Origin of the sequence: Cryobacterium sp. Y29 (genome assembly GCF_002929825.1) — a bacterium.
In the GTDB taxonomy this organism is placed as follows: domain Bacteria; phylum Actinomycetota; class Actinomycetes; order Actinomycetales; family Microbacteriaceae; genus Cryobacterium.
Genome location: NZ_PJJN01000037.1, coordinates 234,113 through 256,103, shown reverse-complemented (window position 1 = coordinate 256,103; position 21,991 = coordinate 234,113). Strand labels below are relative to the sequence as shown.

22 protein-coding genes are annotated in these 21,991 nt (G+C 64.7%); 12 read left to right on the top strand and 10 right to left on the bottom strand.

What is annotated here, in order from left to right; translation table 11 throughout:
* From CXY74_RS16230 to CXY74_RS16215, 4 genes are all read right to left on the bottom strand, one after another.
* Positions 1 to 669, bottom strand: a complete 669-nt coding sequence (locus CXY74_RS16230) for an NTP transferase domain-containing protein (protein WP_104201560.1) — start codon at positions 667 to 669, stop codon at positions 1 to 3.
* A 48-nt stretch (positions 670 to 717) separates the two neighbouring features.
* The gene (locus CXY74_RS16225; RefSeq protein WP_104201376.1) at positions 718 to 2,130 is read right to left on the bottom strand and encodes an amidohydrolase family protein; all 1,413 of its coding nucleotides are present in this window, start codon (positions 2,128 to 2,130) and stop codon (positions 718 to 720) included.
* Between the two features lie 101 nt (positions 2,131 to 2,231).
* Positions 2,232 to 5,048, bottom strand: coding sequence for a molybdopterin cofactor-binding domain-containing protein (locus tag CXY74_RS16220; protein WP_104201559.1), 2,817 nt, complete (start codon positions 5,046 to 5,048; stop codon positions 2,232 to 2,234).
* Positions 5,049 to 5,083: 35 nt separating this feature from the next.
* Positions 5,084 to 5,905 carry an FAD binding domain-containing protein gene (locus CXY74_RS16215; RefSeq protein ID WP_104201375.1) on the bottom strand — a complete coding sequence of 274 codons (822 nt, stop codon included), beginning with the start codon at positions 5,903 to 5,905 and terminating at the stop codon, positions 5,084 to 5,086.
* A 264-nt stretch (positions 5,906 to 6,169) separates the two neighbouring features.
* Here CXY74_RS16215 and CXY74_RS16210 point away from each other — a divergent pair, with 264 nt between their 5' ends.
* Positions 6,170 to 7,663 carry an NAD(P)/FAD-dependent oxidoreductase gene (locus tag CXY74_RS16210; protein WP_233193475.1) on the top strand — a complete coding sequence of 498 codons (1,494 nt, stop codon included), beginning with the start codon at positions 6,170 to 6,172 and terminating at the stop codon, positions 7,661 to 7,663.
* Here CXY74_RS16210 and CXY74_RS16205 read toward each other — a convergent pair.
* Positions 7,645 to 8,181 carry a DUF2017 family protein gene (locus CXY74_RS16205; protein WP_104201374.1) on the bottom strand — a complete coding sequence of 179 codons (537 nt, stop codon included), beginning with the start codon at positions 8,179 to 8,181 and terminating at the stop codon, positions 7,645 to 7,647. The two genes, CXY74_RS16210 and CXY74_RS16205, sit on opposite strands and share 19 nt — an antisense overlap.
* Complete coding sequence (clpS, locus tag CXY74_RS16200) at positions 8,178 to 8,435, bottom strand: ATP-dependent Clp protease adapter ClpS (RefSeq protein WP_370446172.1); 258 nt, start codon at positions 8,433 to 8,435, stop codon at positions 8,178 to 8,180. Before clpS ends, CXY74_RS16205 begins: the two co-directional genes overlap by 4 nt.
* A gap of 123 nt (positions 8,436 to 8,558) precedes the next feature.
* Between clpS and CXY74_RS16195 the strand changes: the two genes are divergently transcribed.
* On the top strand, positions 8,559 to 9,899 hold the full coding sequence (locus CXY74_RS16195; protein ID WP_104201373.1) for an aminotransferase class V-fold PLP-dependent enzyme: 1,341 nt from the start codon (positions 8,559 to 8,561) through the stop codon (positions 9,897 to 9,899).
* Positions 9,896 to 10,375: a Fe-S cluster assembly sulfur transfer protein SufU gene (gene sufU, locus CXY74_RS16190; protein ID WP_104201372.1), complete on the top strand. Its 480-nt coding sequence runs from the start codon at positions 9,896 to 9,898 to the stop codon at positions 10,373 to 10,375. Before CXY74_RS16195 ends, sufU begins: the two co-directional genes overlap by 4 nt.
* Before the next feature lie 55 nt (positions 10,376 to 10,430).
* On the opposite strand, the gene CXY74_RS16185 is transcribed toward sufU, so the two are convergent.
* Genes CXY74_RS16185 through CXY74_RS16170 form a run of 4 tightly spaced genes read right to left on the bottom strand, consistent with a single transcriptional unit; the run spans position 10,431 to position 13,709 of the window.
* A complete protein-coding gene (locus tag CXY74_RS16185) occupies positions 10,431 to 10,874 on the bottom strand; it encodes a flagellar assembly protein FliW (protein ID WP_104201371.1) in 444 nt (147 codons plus the stop codon).
* Entirely contained in the window at positions 10,871 to 11,767 is an 897-nt protein-coding gene (flgL, locus tag CXY74_RS16180; RefSeq protein ID WP_104201370.1) for a flagellar hook-associated protein FlgL, read from the bottom strand. Before flgL ends, CXY74_RS16185 begins: the two co-directional genes overlap by 4 nt.
* Positions 11,768 to 11,770: 3 nt before the next feature.
* Complete coding sequence (gene flgK / locus CXY74_RS16175) at positions 11,771 to 13,213, bottom strand: flagellar hook-associated protein FlgK (RefSeq protein WP_104201369.1); 1,443 nt, start codon at positions 13,211 to 13,213, stop codon at positions 11,771 to 11,773.
* Between the two features lie 10 nt (positions 13,214 to 13,223).
* Positions 13,224 to 13,709, bottom strand: coding sequence for a flagellar protein FlgN (locus tag CXY74_RS16170; protein ID WP_104201368.1), 486 nt, complete (start codon positions 13,707 to 13,709; stop codon positions 13,224 to 13,226).
* A gap of 353 nt (positions 13,710 to 14,062) precedes the next feature.
* Between CXY74_RS16170 and CXY74_RS16165 the strand changes: the two genes are divergently transcribed.
* The 9 genes from CXY74_RS16165 to CXY74_RS17385 all read left to right on the top strand — a co-directional run bounded on the left by CXY74_RS16165 (position 14,063) and on the right by CXY74_RS17385 (position 21,817).
* Positions 14,063 to 14,899 (top strand): sigma-70 family RNA polymerase sigma factor, encoded by an 837-nt coding sequence (locus CXY74_RS16165; protein ID WP_104201367.1) that lies wholly within the window; start codon positions 14,063 to 14,065, stop codon positions 14,897 to 14,899.
* 86 nt (positions 14,900 to 14,985) lie between these two features.
* On the top strand, positions 14,986 to 15,327 hold the full coding sequence (locus CXY74_RS16160; RefSeq protein ID WP_104201366.1) for a flagellin: 342 nt from the start codon (positions 14,986 to 14,988) through the stop codon (positions 15,325 to 15,327).
* 245 nt (positions 15,328 to 15,572) lie between these two features.
* Positions 15,573 to 16,745 carry a flagellin gene (locus CXY74_RS16155; protein ID WP_104201365.1) on the top strand — a complete coding sequence of 391 codons (1,173 nt, stop codon included), beginning with the start codon at positions 15,573 to 15,575 and terminating at the stop codon, positions 16,743 to 16,745.
* A 973-nt stretch (positions 16,746 to 17,718) separates the two neighbouring features.
* Positions 17,719 to 18,198: a nucleotidyltransferase domain-containing protein gene (locus CXY74_RS16150; protein WP_158252383.1), complete on the top strand. Its 480-nt coding sequence runs from the start codon at positions 17,719 to 17,721 to the stop codon at positions 18,196 to 18,198.
* 3 nt (positions 18,199 to 18,201) lie between these two features.
* Positions 18,202 to 18,612, top strand: coding sequence for a hypothetical protein (locus CXY74_RS16145; RefSeq protein WP_104201363.1), 411 nt, complete (start codon positions 18,202 to 18,204; stop codon positions 18,610 to 18,612).
* A 120-nt stretch (positions 18,613 to 18,732) separates the two neighbouring features.
* Positions 18,733 to 19,047 carry a GIY-YIG nuclease family protein gene (locus CXY74_RS16140; protein ID WP_104201362.1) on the top strand — a complete coding sequence of 105 codons (315 nt, stop codon included), beginning with the start codon at positions 18,733 to 18,735 and terminating at the stop codon, positions 19,045 to 19,047.
* 604 nt (positions 19,048 to 19,651) lie between these two features.
* Entirely contained in the window at positions 19,652 to 21,007 is a 1,356-nt protein-coding gene (gene fliD, locus CXY74_RS16135) for a flagellar filament capping protein FliD (protein WP_104201361.1), read from the top strand.
* A 5-nt stretch (positions 21,008 to 21,012) separates the two neighbouring features.
* Entirely contained in the window at positions 21,013 to 21,447 is a 435-nt protein-coding gene (gene fliS / locus CXY74_RS16130) for a flagellar export chaperone FliS (protein ID WP_370446168.1), read from the top strand.
* On the top strand, positions 21,440 to 21,817 hold the full coding sequence (locus tag CXY74_RS17385; RefSeq protein ID WP_146070176.1) for a hypothetical protein: 378 nt from the start codon (positions 21,440 to 21,442) through the stop codon (positions 21,815 to 21,817). The genes fliS and CXY74_RS17385 overlap by 8 nt, the downstream gene beginning before the upstream one ends.
* Positions 21,818 to 21,991: the final 174 nt, after the last annotated feature.

The window sequence follows — 21,991 nt, the reverse complement described above, 5'->3', positions numbered from 1 at the left end:
TCAGTTCGGCCGGTCGACGTCGACACCCGTTCCCAGGTCACCGCACTCGATCTGCTCGACCGGGTGCGCGCGCAGGTACGGGCGGGCACCGGTGTCACCAACGAGGGTATCAAGGAGGGGCGTCCAGTGCTCCCGGCCGATCACGACGGGATGCCCCGGTCGGCTGGAAAACCGGGCCTGGCGCAGAGTGCTGGCCGAGAGAACGGTCGTACCCGGTGCAGCCGTGGTGCCGAAATTCGTGCCAACCATTCGCGCGACCGTGGCAGCGTTCAGATCGGGCACATCCACCGGAATGACCACGATGGCCGTGAGATCGGGCTGTTCAATGGCGCAGCGCAGGCCGGCGCGCAGGGACGCGGAGAGCCCCTCGGGCCAGTCGTTGGCCTGCACGATGCAAACGGATGCCGATGGCCGGTCCCTGCCCCAAACAGGCGCACTGGTGGGGTCATCATCACCAGCGTCGATCAGGGCCGCCGCCTCGGCCCCGCGGGCGCCGAGCACGACGATAACGGGGGAGCATCCGGCCCCGGCCAGTACGTCGACGGCGCGTTGCAGCCAGGAGCGCCCGGCGCTGTCGCGCACGAGGGCCTTGGGCATGCCGTAGCGCGAACCGGCACCGGCGGCAAGCACCAGCCCGGCCACGCGGCTGGGCGACGGCGGAAGAAACATGACTGTCATCGTAGAGTTTTTGTGGCGGCCTGCGAAACCCAGGCCGGCCTAATCCACGCTCACGCGGCGGCCCCGTACGTAGACGCCGGTGATCGCGGGCTCGCGCAGGGCCAGCAGCAGTGCGAACAGGGTCTGTTCGGCCGCCAGCGCGGCGTCGTCGGCGCGCACAGCGTTCTCCAGGACGAGTGCGAGGGGTTCCCAGCAGCCCGGGTCGATCAGCAGGAAGTCCGCGTCCTTGCCGAGGTCGAAGTTGCCGAACCGTTCCTCCATGTCGAGGGCACGTGCCCCGGCGAGGGTGCCGGTGAACAACAGCGCGGCCGGGTCGAGTGCCACGCCGGCATCTCCCGGCTCGGACAGGTGTGCTTTGTAGCAGTCGTTGAGCACTCGTGAAACGAGCCATTCGTCGCCGCCACCGACATCCGTTCCGATCGCGACGTTCACTCCGAACTGGGTAGTGCGGCGCCACGGCATGGTGCCCGACCCGAGGAACGCCTGCGAGGTGGGGCAGTGCGCGATCGACGTGCCGGTGTCGGCAAGACGGGCCAGCTCACTGTCCTGGCAGTGCACGGCGTGGGCGAGAATACTGCGGGGACCGAGCAGGCTGGAGCCGCCGCGAAGTGAGCCCGGCAGGAAGTATCCGTCATAGGTGTCGAGGTAGGTCTTCGTGTTGAACACCGAGCGCACGACGTCGATCTCCCCGGAGCCTGGCCGGTCGTTCTCGTTGAGATGGCTGTGAAAGTACACCCCGCGGCCGCGCACCGAGTCGTAGAGCTCACCGAGCCCGGCCAGGGTCGTCGGCGTCACCGACAGGCTAAATCGCGGCACGATCGCGACCTGCAGCAGCGCGGTGCGGGCGTCACCGGTATCAACAGCGTGCCAGCGGTCTATCTCGGCCAGGCTGAGCTCGATCGCCGCCTGCTCGCTTGTGATGAGCGAGCGAGCGGAGTCGGTGCCCACGGTCTGGATGCCGCGTCCGCTCACCAGCCGCAGGCCGGCCGCTTGCGTTTGTTCGAACAGGGCGTCCTGCGCGGGCGCAAACGCCGACCCGAACACGAGGGCGCTCGTCGTACCGACGGATGCCCGCCGCCGCGTGAAATCGCGTGCCACCTGGCGCGCAAACCCCGGGTCTTCCAGCCGCGACTCGGCCGGAAACACGCACTCATCGAGCCATTCGAGCAGCTGGCCGCCGCCGTAGGCATCCGTCGTGTAGGTCTGCGGAAAATGGATATGGGTGTCGACAAACCCCGGCAGGATGAACCCGGTTCGGGTCACCGGCAGCTGGGCGAACGCGGCCGGCAGCTGGGCACACGAGCCGACCCAGACAATGCTTCCATCTTCATCCGTGACGAGGGCGCCGTCGGGAATTGAGACGAGGTGTTGGCGAGCCTCACCGACAGTCGGAGCGCCAGCAATGTGAAAGATATGACCGCGAAAGACTGCGTGACCCGCTGATTCGTACATATCTACGTATAATATCCTCATTCACGAGATACAGCGGACAACGTACTCTGTTTCGGCGACACTCTCCACACCAACGCTGCCGGCCGACGCGCGGCGTCTGCTCAGCCGTGCAACAGCCGCCAGATGCGGTCGCGTGACATCGGCAGCTCGGTCGGGCGGATACCGATGGCATCGCGAACCGCATTGGCCAGCGCCGGCGCGACCGGGTTGTAGGTCGATTCGCTCATCGATTTGGCACCGTAGGGCCCGAGCACGTCGTGGCTTTGCGCAAAATAGACCTCCGTAACCGGCAGATCCGCGAGCTGGGGCACGTGGTAATTACGCAGCACCCGAGTCGTCACGGCCCCGGCGCCATCGAGGACAACCTCCTCGAACAGGGCGGTGCCGAGCGCCTGGGCCACCCCGCCCTCGATCTGTCCGCGACACTGCTCGGGATTCATGACGAAGCCGGCATCCGCGGCCTGGATCGACTGCAGAATGCGCACCTCACCGGTGTCGGTGTTCACCGCCACCCGAAACGCGTGCACGTTGAAGGCCAGGGATCGCAGCGCACCGTTTTCTCGCCGCGTGGCGGTCAGGTTTACGTCGTTGGCGGCGGCCCAGAGCGCCAGGTCGTCAAGCGAGAGAAGCTCGGAGCCTGACTCCACGGCTCGGAGCCCGTCGCGCTCCAGCTGCCAGGCCACCGCTGAGCCAACCCCGGTGCATGACGCCGCGGCCTCGCCGAGCGATTCGGCCAGCGCCGATGCCGCGGCCAGAACGGCCTTGCCGGCAACGACGACACCGGCCGAGCCGAACGCACCCGAGTCGTACCCGGCGGCGTCTGTATCGGAGTGCACCAGATCGATTCGATCGATCGTCGTGCACAGCGCCGTCGCGGCGATTTGCGCGTGTACGGTCGTGGTGCCGTTGCCGAATTCGGTCGTACCGACCCGCACCAGGTAACGGCCACCGGGCATCAGCGAAACGGATGCCTGCGAGCGGTGGCCGCGCGGCGGTGTCGTGGCGATCATCGACGACGCCATGCCGCGACCGAACCGCCACTGTGGCCCGACCGGTGGGACGACCCCATTGCCGCGCTTCAGGGCCGCTTCAGCGAGGTCGAGACACTGGTCGAGGCCATAGCTGCCGAAGACGAGATCTGGGCCTTCCTGGTGGGTGACGACGAGCGGATCTCCGGGTTGCACCGAGTTGAGCCGCCGCAGTTCGAACGGGTCCACAGCCAGTTCGCGGGCCAGCTCGTCGAGGGCGCATTCGATTGCGAAGGTGATCTGGCCGAGGCCGTAGCCGCGGAAGGCACCCGACGGAGGATTATTCGTGTAGACGCTCTGGGCATCCACTCTCTTGTTGGGCACGTTGTAGAGCGCGACGGATTCGCTCGTACCGTGAAAAATCACGCCAGGTGCGTGGTTGCCGTAGGCGCCCGTATCGGCGAGCACTCCCAGCTTCAACGCGGTGAGACGGCCGTCTTGCCCTGCTCCGAGAGTGACGTCGATCGTCATCGGATGTCGTACCGGGGCGATGGTGAACTCGTCGGTGCGGGTGAATGAGTACTGCACCGGGCGGCCGGTTGCGAGCACGGCGAGGGTGACGAGGTCTTCCGTGAGAAGCTCCTGCTTGCCCCCGAAGCCGCCGCCGACTCGCGCGGTGAAGACGCGTACCCCGGCCGGGTCGAGGCTGAACAGGCGGCAGATCTCCTTCTGCACCAAAAATGGAACCTGCGAGCTCGTGCGCAAGACCAGTCGGCCGTGGTCGAGCCAGCCGATCGTGGCGTGGGTCTCAAAGTGGGTGTGCGCGATGCGCTGGGTCTGCCAGCTGCCCGAGACGACGGTAGTGGCCTCGGCCAGACCGGCTTCGACGGAGCCGTATTCGCCGTGCAGCTCAGCGACGAGGTTGCGTCCGGGATCGGCCAGGCGCGAGATGACCGGATCTTTGTCACCGTGCACCAGGGGAGCCCCCGGTAGTCGGGCCAGCTTCGGATCGAACACGGCGTCTTGGAGGTCGTACTCGACCTCGATCAACCGACAGGCCGCCTCGGCGATTGCCACCGAATCGGCCACGACTGCCGCCACCCGCTGGCCGCGAAAGCGCAGGGTCTGGTCGAAGACCCGGGTGTCGTCGGGGTCGTCGAACCTGCTCTCGTGCCGCGCGGTCGAAAACAGGGTGGTGGGGGAATCGGCATGGGTGAGCACACGGTGCACGCCCGGCAGCGCGGCAGCTGTGGCCACATTCAGAAATCGGATGCGTGCGTGGGCGTGCGGACTGCCGAGCACGGCCAGGTGCAGCAGGCCGGGGACGGCCACATCGAGGGTGTACGGCTCCAGGCCGCTCACCACGCGCTCCCCGGCGATCGCGCCGGGGGAGGTGCCGACCAGGCCGACGGCCCGCGCACCCCCAGTGCGCCCGGTCGCCCGCACTGGTCCGAGGCTTGACGTCTCGGTGTGCTCGCGCCTCGACGCGGTGTGGCAGGACCCGTCCAGCGGGGTGTGCTCGCCGACGATCGAATCGGAAATCGAGCGGTAGCCGGTGCACCGGCAGAGATTTCCCTTCAAGAGACGGGGCAGGTCGTCGACGCTCAGATCGGTATCCGCTTCGATGGCGGTGGCGGTGACGATCATGCCCGGGGTGCAGAAGCCGCACTGAAAGCCAGCGGAGTCGACAAAACGTTGTTGCAGGGGCGAGAGGGTGCCCGGCTGGCCGAGGCCGGCCGCCGTCGTGATCTGCTTTCCCGCGGCTCGGTACGCGGGAAAGATGCAGGAGTGCACGGGCGTGCCGTCGACCTGCACCGTGCAGGCACCGCAGTCGCCGGTATCACAGCCCGTCTTCACGTCGAAGTGTTCGTGCTCGCGCAGGAGCGTGCGCAGGCACTGACCGGGAGACGGCGTCGCCTCGACCATGGTGCCGTTGACCTCAAGGGTCATGGCGCCGACATCCTCGATTTTCGCCTGTTCCAGCGTCATTGGCGGCCTCCGGCCATTTCGAGTTCGACGCGAATCTCTTCGCCGAGCAGCAGACCCATCGCGCGTCGCCAGTCGGCGGCGCCGTGGGCATCCGTGAACCAGCAGTCGATCGCGGTGATATCGCGGGCGAGAACGTGGGCGGTGGGTACCGCCGGGTAGCGCAGCTGCACCGGGCGCAGCGTCGCCGCTGTCACCGAGAGCACGAAAGCACCGAGCACGTCGAGCCGGCCGGCGAGCACAGCGCCCGAGCGGCCGAGCGGTGACAGGGCAATCTTGCGGTACGCCGTCTGCGCCTGCAGCGAGGCGAGCGGCACATGAATGGACCGCAACACATCGCCGTCGGCGAGCGTATTGGTCATGTTGCCGGTCACGAACGAATGGGCGGGCACGATGGCGTCGCTACCGTCAGCCCGCCAGACCAGCAGTTCGGCGTCGAGGGCGACCGCGAGGGTGATCATGGGGCCGGCCGGTAGTGAGGTGGCCAGGTTGCCGCCGATCGTCGCGACGTTCCACACCTTGAAGGAGGCGAACAGGGCCGTGCAGCACTGGTAGAACAGCGGATGCGCCGCCCAGCCCGCCCGCATCGGCAGTTGGGAAAGCTCGGCGAAGGTGCATGTTGCGGCAATCTCGAGACCATCCCCGGTGATCGTGAGCGCTGGCCACCCCAGGGTCAGCAGATCGACGAGTGCCGTGAGGTGGGCGCGCGGGTCGGCGAACAGCTCGGATCCGCCGGCCAGCGGTACGACGGTCGGCCCGAGCGCGATAAGGTCGGTGCGCTGCCGTGCTGCGGTGATCTGGGTCAGGGTGCTGAGGTCCATATGTCTTTCGTCGCATGTCGTGAAGCTAACGTGATCGGCGGTGGCGCGTCCGCGCAAGCGCCCCTGGCACACGGTATGAGGGCCCGGGGCGATCGAGCCGCGGTAACAGGTGCCCCATCTGGTCGCGATCAGACTACCTGTGGAGGCTCGGGATTAGCAGAGAAGGGAGTACCCCCCAACAGGGGCGTTTCGGCTGCTCGGGCGCAGGTTGATTCCCAGCCGACACTGTCAGTATTTCGTCGATTACGACGGTGGGAGACCGAGATGACCGCTGCCCCAACCCCTGAACACACGATGCCCTTCGAACAGCAGGATGCTGATGTGAGCCGGCTCGTTCCTGATCATTTCGATGTGGTCGTGATCGGTGCCGGCCCGGCTGGAACCGCTGCAGCCCTGCGTGCGGCGGAACTGGGCGCATCCGTTGCCGTCTGCGAATCTGACCGCCTGGGTGGCACATGCGTGAACACCGGATGCGTACCCACCCGAGTGCTGGCGAAAACGGCTCGGCTCATGCGGGAGATTCGCACCGCCAACGCGTACGGAATCTCCGTGTCTGAGCGCCCCCTGGACTGGCCCGCCACCGTCGCCCGCGTTCAGCAAACAGTCGACCGGGTGCGTGTGATGAAAAATGAGGCAACGCGGTTCGCTGACGCCGGTGTGGAACTCATTCTTGAGGGACGCGCCAGGTTTCTGGATGCCTACACGCTCAGACTGGAGTCTGGGCGCCGGGTGACGGCCGGGGCCGTGCTGGTGTGCGTCGGTGGTCACTCCCGGCGGCTGCCCGTTGTAGGAGCCGAGCTCGCAACGGTACCAGAGCACGTGCTCGACCTCCCGAATGTTCCCGCTCGCCTGGCCGTGATCGGTGGCGGAAACACCGGTGCACAGCTGGTCACCGTGTTCAGCTCCTTCGGCTCCAACGTCACCTTGCTCGACGTAGCTGACCGGGTGCTCGCCACATCCGATCAGTCCGTCTCGCAGGCCGTCGCCGAAGCGTTTGTCGAGCAGGGAATCGCGCTTCGCCTCGGCATTAAGGGAATCGACGGGCTCGAACGCGCCTCCGATGGCTCGATCACCCTGACCTGGCGAGAGGATGGCCACACCGTAGCGGGCAGCTTCGACGCGGTGATCATGGCAACCGGCTGGCCGGCGGATATCGGTGACCTCGGACTGGAAAATACCGGTGTGGTCACGACGAGGTCGTCCATTCCCGTCGATGCAAATTTTCGAAGTTCGGTACCGCACATTTTTGCCGTTGGTGACGCCAACGGCCAAGACATGCTCGTGCAGGCCGCACAATTCGAAGGAGAGGCCGCAGCCGAGAACGCCGTGTTGGATGCCAACCGACGAACCCCGCACCACCTGCTTCCTGCGGGTGGGTTCACCGATCCGGACTACGCGGGCGTCGGCCTGACCGAGGTTGACGCCCGCAGCCGCGACGAGCTGTGCGTCGTCACGGTGGTGCCCTATTCGTTGCTGGATCGGGCGGTGATCGACGATCGGCAGCGGGGATTTCTCAAGCTCATCGCCGACCGCCGCCGGGAGCACATTCTCGGCGCCCACGCGGTCGGCGAGAACGCCGTCGAGGTCATCCAGTCTGTCACGACGGCGATGGCCGCCGGGATCGACGTGGCCACGCTGGCAAACGTGCGATTCGCCTACCCCACCTACAGCGCCGTGATCGGGCTCGCTGCCCGAGCCCTGCTGGCCGAGCAGGCCGATAGCGCGGTCACGCTGGATGGTCAGACGTCGATCGCGTAGACCAGTTCTTCCTGCAGCATGCCCAGCCATTCATAGAGTTCGCGCAGAAACGGAGTGTCCTCGGTGGCGAGGTGAACAACACCGTCTGGCGAAATCTGCAACCGATCGGCGAGGGTCAGGCGCAGGTCGGTGAGGCTGCGCAGCCAGGCCTGCACGGCGTCGGGGTCGATACTGACCATGACCGGCTGGCGATCCTCGCTGTCGGGCGTGGCGGTATCCGGTTCACTGGCACCCAACGAGTCCAACACGATCTGGGCATTCTGCGATTTGCGTTCGAGCAGGCCGGTCGCCGTAAAGCGGCGAAACTCGGCCGCCGCTTCGTCGTCATCTCGGTAGGCGTCGGGCAGCAGCCGGCCGAAGACTGCGTCGCTCGCGGCGAGCTGCGGGTCGGTGGCGCCCGAGTCGAACATTTCGAGAAGCTGGGTGGTGGCCAGGCGCAGAAGGTCTGCTTCGATCGGTTCGAAGCGGCCGAGCAACCTGCCGTCCTGCTGCGGCGTGAAGCGCCGGGAGATGCTCATTCGTCGGCCTTCGCGAGTGTCGCCCAGAGACCGTAACCGTGCATGGCCTCGACGTGGCGTTCCATGGATTCGCGATTGCCGGTAGCCACGACGGCCCGGCCGGTGTTGTGCACCTGCAGCATGAGTCGTTCGGCTTGCTTGGGAGTGACACCGAAATAGCTGCGAAAAACGTAGGCGACATACGACATGAGGTTGACCGGGTCGTCCCAGACCAGGGTCACCCACGGTCGGTCGAGTGACACCTCCTCGCGCAGCTCGGTACGTTCGGCAGTCTGGGTCACCCCTCAAGCCTCACACGCTACCGCCGGGTTTTCCACCGCTGTGTCATACTGCGCTTTGCGGTGCCCACGTTCCGGGCGAGGGAATATCCTTGGGGTATGACGTCTTTTGCCCCATCGTCCGCCATTTCCCCAGCCCATGCCGCCCAGCACCCACAATTGGCTCCGCTGATTAACATTGACGTTGAACGCATTCGCAACGACTTTCCGGTGCTGCACCAGACGGTGAATGGGCATCCGCTCGTCTATCTCGACTCGGGAGCGACCTCGCAGAACCCGATCAGCGTGATGGAAGCCGAGCAGGAATACTATGAGCAGCGAAACGCCGCAGTGCACCGCGGAGCGCACACGCTCGCCGTCGAGGCGACGGAGGGGTTCGAAGCCGCCCGCGACAAAGTAGCCGCTTTCGTCGGCGCAAAGACCGACGAGATCGTCTGGACCTCCAACGCCACCGAGGCCATCAACCTACTCGCCTACAGCTTCTCCAACGCCTCGCTCGGCCTCGGCGGCCCGGCCGCGCGCCGGTTCAGCCTGGGCACCGGCGACGAGATCGTGGTCACCGAGATGGAACACCACGCCAACCTCATTCCCTGGCAGCAACTGGCGCAGCGCACCGGGGCCACCCTGCGTTTCATTCCCGTGTTCGACGACGGCAGCCTCGATCTGCTGGCCGCAGCGGCTATCGTCGGTCAACACACGAAGCTCCTCGCCTTCACCCACGGCTCGAACGTCACTGGAACCATCAACCCGGTCGCCGAACTTGTGGCGCTGGCTCGTAAAGTCGGGGCACTGGTCGTACTCGACGCCTGCCAGACCGTGCCGCACCTGCCGGTCGACGTCAAGGCGCTCGATGTGGACTTCGCCGTCTTCTCCGGCCACAAGATGCTCGGCCCCACCGGCATCGGCGCGCTCTATGGCCGGGCCGAGCTGCTCGCCGACATGCCGCCGTTTCTGACCGGCGGATCAATGATCACCACCGTGGACATGCACACTGCCGAGTTTCTCGCGCCGCCGCAACGCTTCGAAGCCGGTACGCAGCGCATCTCGCAGGCGATCGCGCTGGCGGCGGCCGTTGACTACCTGAGCGAAACCGGCATGGATCGGGTCGCAGCCTGGGAAGCCCAGCTGGGCCAGCGCCTGGTCGCCGGGGTCGCCGAGATCTCCGGCGTGCGCCTCCTTGGCCAAGGGCTCGGCGTGGAACGGCTGGGGCTTGCCGCCGTCGATGTCGCCGGAGTGCACGCCCACGATGTCGGCCAGTTTCTTGACGATGCCGGCATCGCCGTGCGGGTGGGCCACCACTGCGCCCAGCCGCTGCACCGCCGGCTCGGTGTGACCGCATCCACCCGGGCAAGCACCTACCTCTACAACACCACCGACGAGGTCGACCTGTTTCTGGCCACCCTCGCCGAAGTCGCCCCCTTCTTCGGTGTCAAGCCATGAGCGACCTGCAGCAGCTCTACCAGACCATCATTCTCGAGCACGCGAAGGCCCGCCACGGGGCGGTCGAGCTCACGCCGCTGGCCGACGCCATAGCGATCGGCACGGCGAGCGGCCTGCGGGTGGCCGAATCGCACCAGATCAACACGACCTGCGGTGACGAAGTCACCCTACGCGTCTCGCTCGACACCGAGACGGTCACGGACCTGGTCTGGACCGGGGAGGGCTGCTCGATCTCGCAGGCATCCGCTTCGATTCTCACCGACACCCTGCGTGGCCTCAGCACGACCGAGGCCCGCGCCCTCCTCGACAATTTTCGTGAGATGCTGCGCTCCCGCGGCAAGATCGAGCCCGACGAGGAGATTCTCGGTGATGCCGCCGCATTCGGGGGAGTGTCGCGCTACCCGGCCCGGGTCAAGTGCGCCATGCTGCCCTGGGTCGCCTTCGAGGCTGCCCTGATCGACGCCGAGTCGCGCTAACGGCGCAGGATTCCCGACCGCGCCTCACCAGGCGAGGGTGACGAGAACGGAGGAGTCAGGCGGCGAGGGCGCCGAGTTCGGCGCGAAGCGGCCAGTCCTGGCCTTCGAGAATGACCTGCGCGCAGATTCCGGTGATCGCGTTGACCACGATCGGAGCCATGAGGTTCACCGTCGTTGCCTCCTTGCCTGGGTTGACCACGACGAGCACGATCGCATCGACCGGCGCCAGGAGCGCGAGCGCATCGGACTGCTCGCTCGAGATCACCGGGAAGTAATCGGGCAGGTACACGCCGGCATCGAGCACGAACATGCGCGTCGCGGGCTCGGCGGCGGCCTGCAGGGAATACAGCCCCGCCGCGCCTTCGATCTCGCTCAGCCGAAAGTCCGTGTGCGGGTCGAGCCCAGGCGGCGGAGTGACGAAGCTCAGCAGGGGGCTGACCGGTGCAGCGCTCGGAGACACCGTGTTGGACGACACAGGAGGCAGCGGAGAAGTGCTCATCGGAGAAAGTCCATCAGTGTGGGCTGCAGCACCTTGGCGGTGACAGCGAGGGCGGATTGGTAGGAAACCTGTTGCAATTGCAGTTCGAGCACAATCTGGGTGAGGTCGACGTCTTCGAGTCCAACGCGCTGGGTCTCGAGCGCCCCGGTCTTGCTCAGCAAGGTCTCCTGGGCGCGTTCGACCTGCACTTGGCGGGCACCGATCGTGGCCCACTCGCTCGTCATGGTGCGCATCCGGGTGTCTATGTTCCCGAGATGGCTGCTCACGTCTGTGCCGTCGCCGCGCAGGCTCGCGATGACATCGTCGAGTACGGCGAAAACGGATGTTGCTGCGTCCGAACCGAAGACGGCCGCACCATCGCCATCCACTCGTACCGTCGTGTCGGCGCTGATGCGCCGTTCGACGGTTCCGGCGACACCGTTGTAGGTCAGGTTGCCGCTCATGTCGGTGGTAAATGCTGCCCGGGCATCCGAATTGCCCGCAAACACGCTGCGTCCCACATAGGTCGTGTTCGCCTGGGTGAGCAGCTCAGCCTTGAGCCCTTCGAGCTCGACCGCGATGGCTTCCTTGGCGGTGGCGCTGACGGCGCCATTGGCGCCCTGCACCGTGAGGTCGCGCACCCGAATCATGATGTCGCCCGTTGCCGACATGGCGGAGTCGATCGTCGTGAGCCAGTTGTCGCCGTCGTTGGCGTTGCGGCTGTATTGGGCGGTCGCGGCCTGCTCGGCACGCACCGCCAGAGCGGATGCTGCAGCGGTCGGGTCGTCGGACGACCGGTTGATGCCCTTGAGCGTGCTGGCTTGTTCCTGGAGCTTGGACAGCTGTGCCATGTTGTCTTGCAGGTTGCGCTGGGCAGCCCGCATCTGGGTCTGGCCGGTGACACGAGTGATCATGATTTACCTTCCCACCAGTCCGGTGCGGTTGATCAGAGTATCGAGCATCTCATCCACGGCCGTCAATACCCGGGCGGCGCCCTGGTATGCGGTCTGGAACATGAGCAGGTTCACGTTCTCTTCGTCGAGATCGACGGAGGAGTTGGCGAGCTGCTGGCTTGAGGCGTAGGTGGCCGTGGTGCTGGCTAGGTTGGCCTGCTGCAGCTCGGACTGGGTGGCAACGGCAATCATCGAGACGAAGTCGGACCACTTGGTGCTGGGGGAGGCGATGAGGTCTCCATTGACGTCGATAGCCTTGCCGGCACCGAGTTGGGCGATGGCATCCGCTATCGAACCGTCGTAGGCGCCACCGCCTTGAAGGTCTCCAGCGACGATATCTGAACTCTTGGTGGGAACAACATACAGGCCGAGAGCGGCTGGCTTACTCGGGGCGAATAAAAAGAACTCGCTCGACTGCGCACCCGACGAAGACTTCCCGGTCATGTAAATGCTGTTGACCTTTGTCTTTAGGTCCTCAGCGAACGTGTTGTAGGCAGCTGCGGCCGTGGCCAAGTCGCCCTCGGGCGCCAACAACGTCAACGCCCCGGCAATCTCGCCGCCGTCAACGACCACGTCGGACGTGCGCGAATCATCCGCCCACACCAGGGTGACTTTGGTGCCAGCCATCGCGTCGTCGAGTGTCGTTCCACCAGACACCTTGAGCGCACTCGCCGTTCCGCCGCTCACGAGGGCGTTGCCGCCGATCAACACATTGACGGTGCCGTCGCTCTGCGCCACAACGGATGCCCCGGTGAGGGCTGAAATCGTCGTGGTGAGCAGGTCGCGCTGGTCGAGCAGCTCGTTTGCGTTGCCGCCGGTGGCGATGGTCGTGCGAATCTGCACGTTGAGGGCGGCCACTTGGCTGGCCGCGGTGTTGAGCTCGGTGACCATGCTGCCGACGTCGCCGCGCACCGAGGAGTACTCGGTGCTGACGGCCTGGTAGCCCCGGGTGATCATGGTGGTGAGTTCGCCAGCAGTAGAGAGGAGCAACGCGGCGGGGGTAGAGGAGTCCGATCCGTTGGACAGCTCCTGCCAGCCGGCCCAGAACGCGTCGAGCTTGGCCGAGATACCGTTCTCGCCGGGTTCGTTGAGTGAGGTTTCAATGCTGCTCAGGGAGTTGGCGCGCACCGCGGTGTATCCGGCGGCCGCTGCGGAGTTGCGCACGTGGGCATCCAACTGGGCATTGCCGAGGCGGGCTACCCCGGTGACGGAGACACCCTCGCCGACGCGCGCGCCGCCGGTGAGTCGGCCGGTCTCGGCCAGGCTGCCGATGGCCGAGGTGGTCACCCGCTGCCGGTTGTACCCCACCGTATTGGCGTTGGAGATGTTCTGTCCGACAACGTCGAGACCTTTTCTGGCCGCGACAAGACCCGAGTAGGCCGTGTTCAGACCGCTGAAGGTACTCATCGCAACGTCCTCACAGGTTCCGGTCGAAGATGCGGGCGTTCGTCACCGGGGTGCCGGTCGCTCCGCTCGCGTTGTAGGTCTTGGCGCTGACGTTCGCGCTGGCCATGGTCTCCTGGGTCGACCGGGCGGCGTTTCTGATGAAGCGTTCGTTGGAGTCGCGGAGCTCTTTGATCTGCGCGGTGAGATCGCCCATGGCCTTGAGGTGGGCGGCGAAGATTTCGCCCCACGGACCGGTCGGCGCGTTGGCGACGAGCTCGCGCAGGGTCGAATCCTCCTGCGTTCCCCACTGGGTAGCGAGGGCAGCCACTTCGACCGAGCGGCCGAGGCCGGCTTCGCGCACCAGGTTCAAGACTTGTTCGACCTCGCGGGTGGCATGCTGGAGCCAGCGTGACTTGCCGCCCTGCAGCAGGAGCTGCTCCTCTTCGAGCTTGAACACGAGCAGTTCCAGGAGTTCCCGTTCGCGCCAGAGCAACGCTGAGAGTTCATTGGCACCCATGAGTCCTACAACCACCTTTATCGGTTCGGGGTCAATCGGCACCCACCACGTAGATGCATCTATTGATTCACTGCCACTTTCGGCCGATCGCCGACAAGCGTTAGAAAAGAGCCTGCAAATACCGCAAACACTCAGATTGGGGAGGCGAAGTTCAGCCTGAAGACTAAATCAGAGGCATCCTCAGTGGCTATTCCCCCGTTCGCGGGGTCAATTTAGGTTAAATGGGCATGAACGCACTACCCACTTGCCCCAAGTTGGGGTAGATTCGACTTATCAGGCCGCAGGGTCTACCGCGTGTGACGCACGAGCGGGCACGTGTTGAAAGACAGTTGAATATTTTCGGGGGCAGGCTTGTGAACAGAAGTGACCGCAATGCCCTCGTGGTCGAGAACCTGCCGCTCGTCGGCTACCTCGTGTCTGAAGTCTGGGCCAAGGCCCGGCACCTGTCTCGCGACGACCTCGCCTCGGCCGGCTCGGTAGCCCTCATCACCTCAGCGGATGCCTTCAATCCCGATCTCGGCGTACCCTTCGGCGCCTTCGCCCGCCGTCGCATCATCGGCGCCTTCGCCGACGAGATGCGCTCCAACGACTGGGCCACTCGCACCGCGCGGCGCCGCATCAAAGAGACCCTCTCCGTGCAGGAGACCCTGTCGGCGGCCCTCGGCCGCACGCCCAAGGTGGATGAAGTGGCGGCTGCCCTCGGCGTCGACCGGGAGACCGCCGCGGCGGGCCTCTCCGATGCTGCCCGCACGCTGTCCAGCCTCGACAACACCACCGCCGAGTACCTCGTGGCCGACACGGCCATGCCCGAAGCCTCGCTGCTTTCCGAAGAGCGCCTGGTCTACCTGCGGGCGGCCATTGCGGCCCTGCCCGAGAAAATGCGCGAGATTGTCGAGCAGGTCTACTTCGACGACCGATCGGTGAAAGAGATTGCAGCGGAGATGGGAACCACCCACTCGGCCGTGTCTCAGACCCGAGCCGAAGCCATCCGCTTGCTGCGTGACGGCCTGGGCACCCACTACTCCGACGACATCGAGACCGAATATCACCCGGAATCGCGCATTGCGCCGGCCCGTCGCAGCGCATACCTCGCTCGACTGGCCGACCTGGCAGCCGTGGGCATGACCCGCGCGGTGCGAGGCCCCCTTGCCGGGGCTCCGGTACCCGAGGTCGCGCTCGTGGCGTCCTAACCCCCACTAACCAGCTTTACATCCCTCAACAGCATCGGCCCACGGATGGGCCGGCGTGACAATCACCTCTCACGGAAGAAAAACTCATGAGTATTCAGGTCAACACTTCGAACTCCGCCTCCACCGCCCTGCGCAATCTGGCGGCGTCGCAAAACGGTTTGGCTCAGCCCACCGTGGCCCTCTCGGGCGGGGTGCGGGACAATGCCGCCGACACCGTTGAGCTCACCGGCAAGTCCTCTGCACTGGCTGCCGTCGCGACCGAGAACAAGCTCGCCGCCAGCACCCCGCTGCGCGATGCCGAGATGGCCGCGCAGATGAGCCAGCACACGCAGGAGAGCATTATCGCCCAGCCCGGCGTCGCCATGTCGGCCCAGGCCAACCAGTCCAACTCCGACGTGCTGCAGCTGCTCGAGCCCGCCCGCAAGTAGCCGCCGCAGCCGCTCCAGAGGCTTGGCGTATGCACGGCCACTGCCCCGTCGACTTCGGTCGGCGGGGTACTGCTGTATCTGGAGGCTGCTTGCGCCCTGTGCACGCGGATGCTGGCCGCTGAACGTGAATTTTTCTTCAGATGATTGCGGGGCGCTGCTAACGCGTGGGTGGGTGCGGCCGATAGCTCTAGGTGTCAGCCCATGGATGGACTGGCGCACTTTGACCCAATCACGGAGGATTCATCATGGGCATGCAGGTAAACACAAACATTGCGGCGAACAACGCATACCGCAACCTCGCAACTACGCAGAACGACCTGTCCAAGTCGCTGGAGAAGCTTTCCAGCGGCCTGCGCATCAACCGCGCCGCGGATGACGCAGCTGGTCTCGCAATATCCGAAGGCCTGAAGTCGCAGGTCGGTGGCCTCACGGTCGCCGCCCGCAACGCTCAGGACGGCATCTCGGTCATCCAGACCGCTGAAGGTTCGCTCAACGAAGTCACTTCGATCTTGCAGCGCATGCGTGACCTCGCCGTTCAGGCTGGTAACGACTCGAACAGCATTGAGTCGCGAGGTGCAATCACGACTGAAGTTGGCGCGCTCCGGGATGAGTTGTCTCGAATCAGTGAGTCTACAAACTTCAACGGAACATCGTTGCTGAATGGCGCACCCACGACAAGCGGTGTTCTTAATTTCCAGATCGGAGCCAACGGCGACGCGGGCAGCCAGATTCAAGTCGGCTTGACAGGGGCCAACGTTCAGAACGTGGTAGATGCACTGGACTTTGGCAACACCGTCGTAAAAGACACCTCAATTAACGCGACGGGCATTAGCGACATAGAGGCCATTCAATTCGCACAGGGCGGCACGACTGTCAGCGTTGCCGCTTTCGCGGGCCCTGATTCTGATCTCGCCGCGTACTTGAACAACGATGCGAGCTTCAAACAGAACTTCACAGCGTCGAGCACGTCAGTGACGGACGCGTCGAATGTGACAACGACGACACTGAAGGTGACTTCGAATCTAGTTTCTGACGACCCAGTCGTTATGTCGCAACTGAACGGCGCTAATCCCCCGGTCATGACCCCGCTAGCGGCCACCTTTACCGGCACGACCATTTTGGGTTTTGACAGCGCAGCATCTGCTCAGCTGTCCATTAACGCTATTGACCAGCAGATCACGGACATCTCCACAGCACGTGCCGACCTCGGTGCTGTGCAGAACCGGTTCGAGAGCGTCATCAAGAACCTGGCCGTGTCCAAGGAGAACCTCACCGCTGCCGGATCGCGTATTCGCGACACCGACATGGCTGAGGAAATGGTCAAGTACACCCGTGCGAACATTCTGTCGCAGGCCGGTACCGCCATGCTCGCGCAGGCGAACCAGTCCAACTCGGGCGTACTGCAGCTTCTCCAGTAGTACCGGTAGCAACGAACGAACAGGTCGATTCTGATCTGAGCCTGGCCGCAGTCGCGGAGCGAATTGGACGTCGCTCCGTGGTTGCGGCCAGGCTTTTTCGTGTCTGGGGGTGCGGCTCCGCTGGTCGAAATCTCGACAAGCTCGATCCAAGGCTTGCCGAGACCGCCATGCGCACTGCGCGAGCGGTCTCGAAAACGCTTCGCATGGCTGGGTCGTCGAGAGACCTCGCGTTGGTCGATGGTGATCTCGGCAAGCTCGATCAGCGGAATGGGCGGCTTTTCGAGACCGGCTCGCGTTGGTCGATGGAGATCTCGGCAGGCTCGATCAGCGGAAGGGGCGGCTTCTCGAGACTGGCTCGCGTCACCCCGTGGTGATCTCGACAGGCTTGATCAGCGGATGGGCTGGCCTCCCTAGACACGCGCGACTCGGTCTCGGGGCGCCCCTACTCCGCTGGTCGAAATCTCGACAAGCTCGATCCAAGGCTTGCCGAGACCGCCATTCGCACGGCGCGAGCCGGTCTCGGGGACGCCCCCAGTTCCGAGACCAGCGTGAGATTGGCGCTGGCGGCCTCGGGATGCCAGCCATGCTGCATCCGTTGGTCTGCCGTGCTTGCGGGAAACTGTTACGAGCTGGCCGGCAGTGAGCCGAAACGATGAGCGGCAGGCGCGGAAGATGGCTGGACGAGGGCCAGTGTGCGCAGACTGGCCCCTTTCGGACGACCGGCGTCACTTTGATCACTCAAGTGTCCATTCCGACACTAAAGTGTCTATTGTGACACTTTAGTGTCCATTGGGGAGAGAACGGAAGGGCAACGATCGTGAATCTGAGCGAGCCATTGAGCGTAATACTGCCGGGTCTTGACGGGCCGATTCTGCGCACGCTGAGCAGAACCACACTTCCGTTGACCGGATCGCGAATCGCTGAACTCGTCGAAAACTCCAAGACCGGCGTGAGAAAGGCCCTCAATCGTTTCGTGAATCAGGGCACTGTCTTGGTCCGCAAAGCGGGGCCGTCACTGCTCTATCAAGCCAACCGGGAGCATCTCGCCTGGCCAGCCATCGAGGCCGCCGTGCACGCAGCAGATTCGATCTTGGTCGAGCTCGAAGCGCGAATAGTTGCGGAGCTGGGGGCGCACCTCAATCCGGTCGACGCCGTGCGGTGCACTGTCGCCCTATTTGGCTCAGTCGCACGGGGAACCAGCACACTGCACAGTGATATCGATCTGCTTCTTCTCTTTCCCGATTCCGTCAACGCCGACGAAGCGGAACTACTTGTCGACTCGCTTGCACAGCACGTCCCGAAATGGACCGGCAATGCCTGCAACGTTTTGGAGCTTGACCACCTGAGATTGCGGGCAATGAAAAACGCCAATGACCCGATCATAGATTCCTTGCTCTCGGACGCTCGTACCATTTTTGGTCCGAACCTACAACGCATGATGGCGGAGTTGTAACCCGTGGCACGTACCAAGAAGTTGACGCAGACCGACGTTCGGCAACGCGCGGGTACAGCGCGCGAGCACCTGCAGGTTGCTCTTGAACGGAAGGAATACATTGACGGGCAGATCGGGCCGTCGGCAGAAGCGCAAGTGTGTGCGTCGAACGCAATTTCAGCTGGTATCGCAGCAGCGGACGCCATCTGTGGCGCTGTATTGGGAGAACGTGCCAACGACCAGGACCATACCGCAGCAGCGGATTTGCTGGCGGCAGTCCGGCCCGACGGCCCGGCTCTCGCGAAACTTCTGCGCCGCCTGCTGACGGATAAATCCCAGTTGCAATACGGCGGCTACTGCACTGCAGCTGTTGCCAGAAAGATGACAAGTCATGCTGAGGTATTGGTAGGCGCGATGAAGGGGGTTGGTATTTGAAGTTAACGCCACCTATGCCTGGGGTAGATACGCCAATATTGACGCTGGCTATCTCGCATCCGCTACCCGGCCTGTGAGCAACTTTTACTGGCTGGCACGCACGGTGCCACTGTTGCGCCCATGCCCTATACGTACATGGTGAAGTGCTTCGACGGGAGCTTCTACATCGGCAGCACGTGGAACTTGGAGCGTCGAATCTGGCAGCACAACCACGGCAAAGACGAGGGTGGTGCCAGCTACACGGACGCTCGGCGCCCGGTCGTGCTCGTCTACTTCGAAGAATACGAGCGCATGACCGACGCCTACGGCCGTGAGAAACAGCTGCAGAATTGGGGCCGCAAGAAGCGGGTCACGCTCATGGAGGGGCGGATCGCCGATCTGGTGAAGGGGATGCCGCCCGATAGCCCGGAAGTATCCGGCGACCCGGTTTCCTGAGGCGGCTCGCGTCGGTCGACGGCGATCTCGGCAAGCTCGATCAGCGGATGGCTGCGAATGCGGGTTAGGTTGCGTGGGGTGATGGTGATCTCGGCAAGCCTTGGATCGAGCTTGTCGAGATTTCGATCAGCGGAATGGGCGGCTCGCTGAGGCAAGCGTGAGCCGGTCTCGGGCCCTGCTTCAGCCGGGCCGGGCGCCCAGTTTGCCCGGTATCACGCCGCAGATATCTGCCTGGTTTTCTAACCGGCGGGCCCGCGCGGTCGATAGCTTATGATGCTGGCCCATGGATGGGCCGGTGCAGCAGCAGTTGTTCATGGAGGAATCATCATTAGCGCGCACAGAGACACAAACAGTGCTTGCCGCCAGGGCGCACGGCATTCGCCGAACCGTGGCCGCGATGAAACCCTGATCAAAGCGGATGCCGCCTGCGCGTTCACCACGCCGCACCCGACTCAGTCGGCTCACCACCCTCAGCCCGGTAATCTCCACGGCTGACCCCCATTCTTGTATGGCGGCAGCGAACCGGCGATCTGGACCTCGCCCAACACCGCCGCCATACAGACCCCGTATTCACTAATCGAACGAGCACCAGGAGAGGCACCCCATGTCGATGGCAGTCGATGGGCTCATCAGCGGTTTGGACACGACGTCACTCATCAACTCCCTGATGACCCTCGAGGCCGGGCCGCAGAACCAGCTGAAGGCCAAGGTCACGAGCACAAACACGCTCATGACGGCGCTGCAGGGGCTGAACACCTCGATTGCGTCGCTGGCGACCCTGGCCGGCAAGGCGACGGCGACCGACGCGCTTGACCTGTACTCAGCCACGAGCAACTCGGCCGGCGTGAGCGTCACGGCCGGGGCATCCGCTACCGCCGGCTCGATCGACGTCGTTGTCGACCGGCTGGCCAAGGCGCAGGTCTCGGTCTCCGACGCGGTCACCGCGTGGCCCGGATCAAACTTCTCCATCACCAACACGACTTCAGGCAAAGCGACGGTCATTTCGGCCGGATCCTCTAACCTCGACGATGTCGTCACCGCGGTGAACGCCTCGGATTCCGGGGTGAAAGCCGTCAAGGTTGCCGCTGGCACCGACAGCAGCGGTAATGCCCTGTATCGGTTGCAGTTCACCGCTTCGTCCACCGGCGCAGCCAGCGCTTTCTCGTTCTCCTTCGATCCGTCTGACCCGACGACCGACCCGGCCATGACGAAGATCACGGCGGCACAGGATGCCCAGGTCACGCTCTGGGCGGGAACCACCGCCGCGCAGGCCATCACCAGCGCAACCAACACCTTCAGCGATCTGCTTCCGGGGGTGTCGGTGACGGCACTCGCTGTTTCAGACGTGCCGGTGACCGTGAGCGTGTCGCGCAACGATGCCGCGGTGAGCACGATTGCCTCCGAGCTGGTGAGCGCCCTCAACGGGGTGTTCGCGCTCATCTCCACCAAGAGCGCCGTGGTGAACAGCACCGACTCGAGCGGCAAGGCGGTGCTGTCGGCCGGCGTGTTCAGCGGCGACAGCACGGTGCGCGACGTGAAGCAGCAGCTGCTGAGCGCTGCGAGCCAGCCGATTGACGGCCACTCGCCGTCGGAGATCGGTATCAGCATCACCAAGAGCGGCACGATGGAATTCGACTCTTCGAAGTTCGCTACGGCCATGGCCGCCGACCCCGAGTATGTGAAGGGCGTGCTCGCCACTATCGCCTCCCGGGTCGAGGCTGCCGCCGAGAACGCGTCGGATAAGTACGACGGCATGATCACCTCGCGCATCACCGGGCAGGAGTCGCTCGTGAAGAGCCTCGGTACCCAGATTGAGAGCTGGGACGTGCGGCTGGCCTCCCGCCGCTCGACGCTCGAACGCACGTATTCGGCCATGGAAGTACAGCTCAGCAACATGAACGCACAATCCGCGTGGCTCACCGCCCAGGTTGAGGGCCTCAGCAGCTCGAACGGAAAATGATGACTATGACAATGGCACCCGGCACCCAGGCCCAGCGTTCCCGCTACAACCGCGACGCGGTGCTCTCGGCGACGCCGGTGCGCCTGCTCACCATGCTCTACGACCGTCTGCTGCTCGACCTGAACCGCGCCGAAGCGGCGCAGCTACGCCAGGACTGGCAGATCGCGTCGGACAACCTGCTGCACGCGCAGGCCATTGTGTCGGAGCTGAGCACGTCGCTCAACGTCGATGCCTGGGACGGCGGCGAGGGACTGTTCTCTTTATATACGTACGCGTCGACGGCCATGATGAGCGCCAACACGAGCCGCAATTCGGAGCGCACCCGGGAGTGCATCCAACTGCTCGAGCCGCTGCGGCAGACCTGGCACGAAGCCGCCGGCATGCTGCCGGCCGCACCCGCCTCGACTCCGCGGGCTGGGGGAGTGCTTGGCATTGGGTAATCTCGCCGCCTGGGAGGCGGTGCTGGAGGATCTCGAGATGCGAGCGGATGCCGCCGCGCGGTCTATGGCGGGTGTCGGGGCGGGTGCTCGGGTTGGGCGGGCGGGTCACGTTCCCGGAATGGCGAACTCGACAAGCTCGACCAGCGGAGGGGGCGCGGATGTCTCGACTCCCGATGAATGGGCAGCGCCTTTGGGGCTGGGGGCTATTCCGGTGGAGCTGGCGGAGCGGGTGGCAGACCTGCTGCACAATCAGCAGAAGCTCATTGGGGAGCTCGAGGCGGCGCGAAACCTCACCGCGAAACACCTCGCCGCGGTGCGCGCGGTGCCACGCGATGCGCGGGCATCCGTTTATCTCGACGTGGCCGGTTAGGCCGCTCGCCCGCTGTACGTAACGCCGGTAAATTTGCGACACGCCGGCAGTTTTTCAGCGGATGCCGCGGCGTGTCGCATATTTACGGGCATAGCGTGCGGCACCGGCTGAATACCGGAACTTAGGCCGCCCGCACCGGGCATGAATCGCACGCAAGATCTAATTTTGAGAAGT

Coding starts and splice junctions, on each gene's coding strand:
- CXY74_RS16185 (WP_104201371.1), bottom strand. CDS start 10,874: ATGAGCACTTCTCCGCTGCCTCCTGTGTCGTCCAACACGGTGTCTCCG.
- sufU (WP_104201372.1), top strand. CDS start 9,896: ATGAGCGACCTGCAGCAGCTCTACCAGACCATCATTCTCGAGCACGCG.
- CXY74_RS16220 (WP_104201559.1), bottom strand. CDS start 5,048: ATGACCCTTGAGGTCAACGGCACCATGGTCGAGGCGACGCCGTCTCCC.
- CXY74_RS16170 (WP_104201368.1), bottom strand. CDS start 13,709: ATGGGTGCCAATGAACTCTCAGCGTTGCTCTGGCGCGAACGGGAACTC.
- CXY74_RS16230 (WP_104201560.1), bottom strand. CDS start 669: ATGTTTCTTCCGCCGTCGCCCAGCCGCGTGGCCGGGCTGGTGCTTGCC.
- CXY74_RS16210 (WP_233193475.1), top strand. CDS start 6,170: ATGACCGCTGCCCCAACCCCTGAACACACGATGCCCTTCGAACAGCAG.
- CXY74_RS16225 (WP_104201376.1), bottom strand. CDS start 2,130: ATGTACGAATCAGCGGGTCACGCAGTCTTTCGCGGTCATATCTTTCAC.
- CXY74_RS16140 (WP_104201362.1), top strand. CDS start 18,733: ATGCCCTATACGTACATGGTGAAGTGCTTCGACGGGAGCTTCTACATC.
- flgL (WP_104201370.1), bottom strand. CDS start 11,767: ATGATCACTCGTGTCACCGGCCAGACCCAGATGCGGGCTGCCCAGCGC.
- CXY74_RS16155 (WP_104201365.1), top strand. CDS start 15,573: ATGGGCATGCAGGTAAACACAAACATTGCGGCGAACAACGCATACCGC.
- fliS (WP_370446168.1), top strand. CDS start 21,013: ATGACAATGGCACCCGGCACCCAGGCCCAGCGTTCCCGCTACAACCGC.
- CXY74_RS16195 (WP_104201373.1), top strand. CDS start 8,559: ATGACGTCTTTTGCCCCATCGTCCGCCATTTCCCCAGCCCATGCCGCC.
- CXY74_RS16160 (WP_104201366.1), top strand. CDS start 14,986: ATGAGTATTCAGGTCAACACTTCGAACTCCGCCTCCACCGCCCTGCGC.
- CXY74_RS16215 (WP_104201375.1), bottom strand. CDS start 5,905: ATGGACCTCAGCACCCTGACCCAGATCACCGCAGCACGGCAGCGCACC.
- flgK (WP_104201369.1), bottom strand. CDS start 13,213: ATGAGTACCTTCAGCGGTCTGAACACGGCCTACTCGGGTCTTGTCGCG.
- fliD (WP_104201361.1), top strand. CDS start 19,652: ATGTCGATGGCAGTCGATGGGCTCATCAGCGGTTTGGACACGACGTCA.
- CXY74_RS16205 (WP_104201374.1), bottom strand. CDS start 8,181: ATGAGCATCTCCCGGCGCTTCACGCCGCAGCAGGACGGCAGGTTGCTC.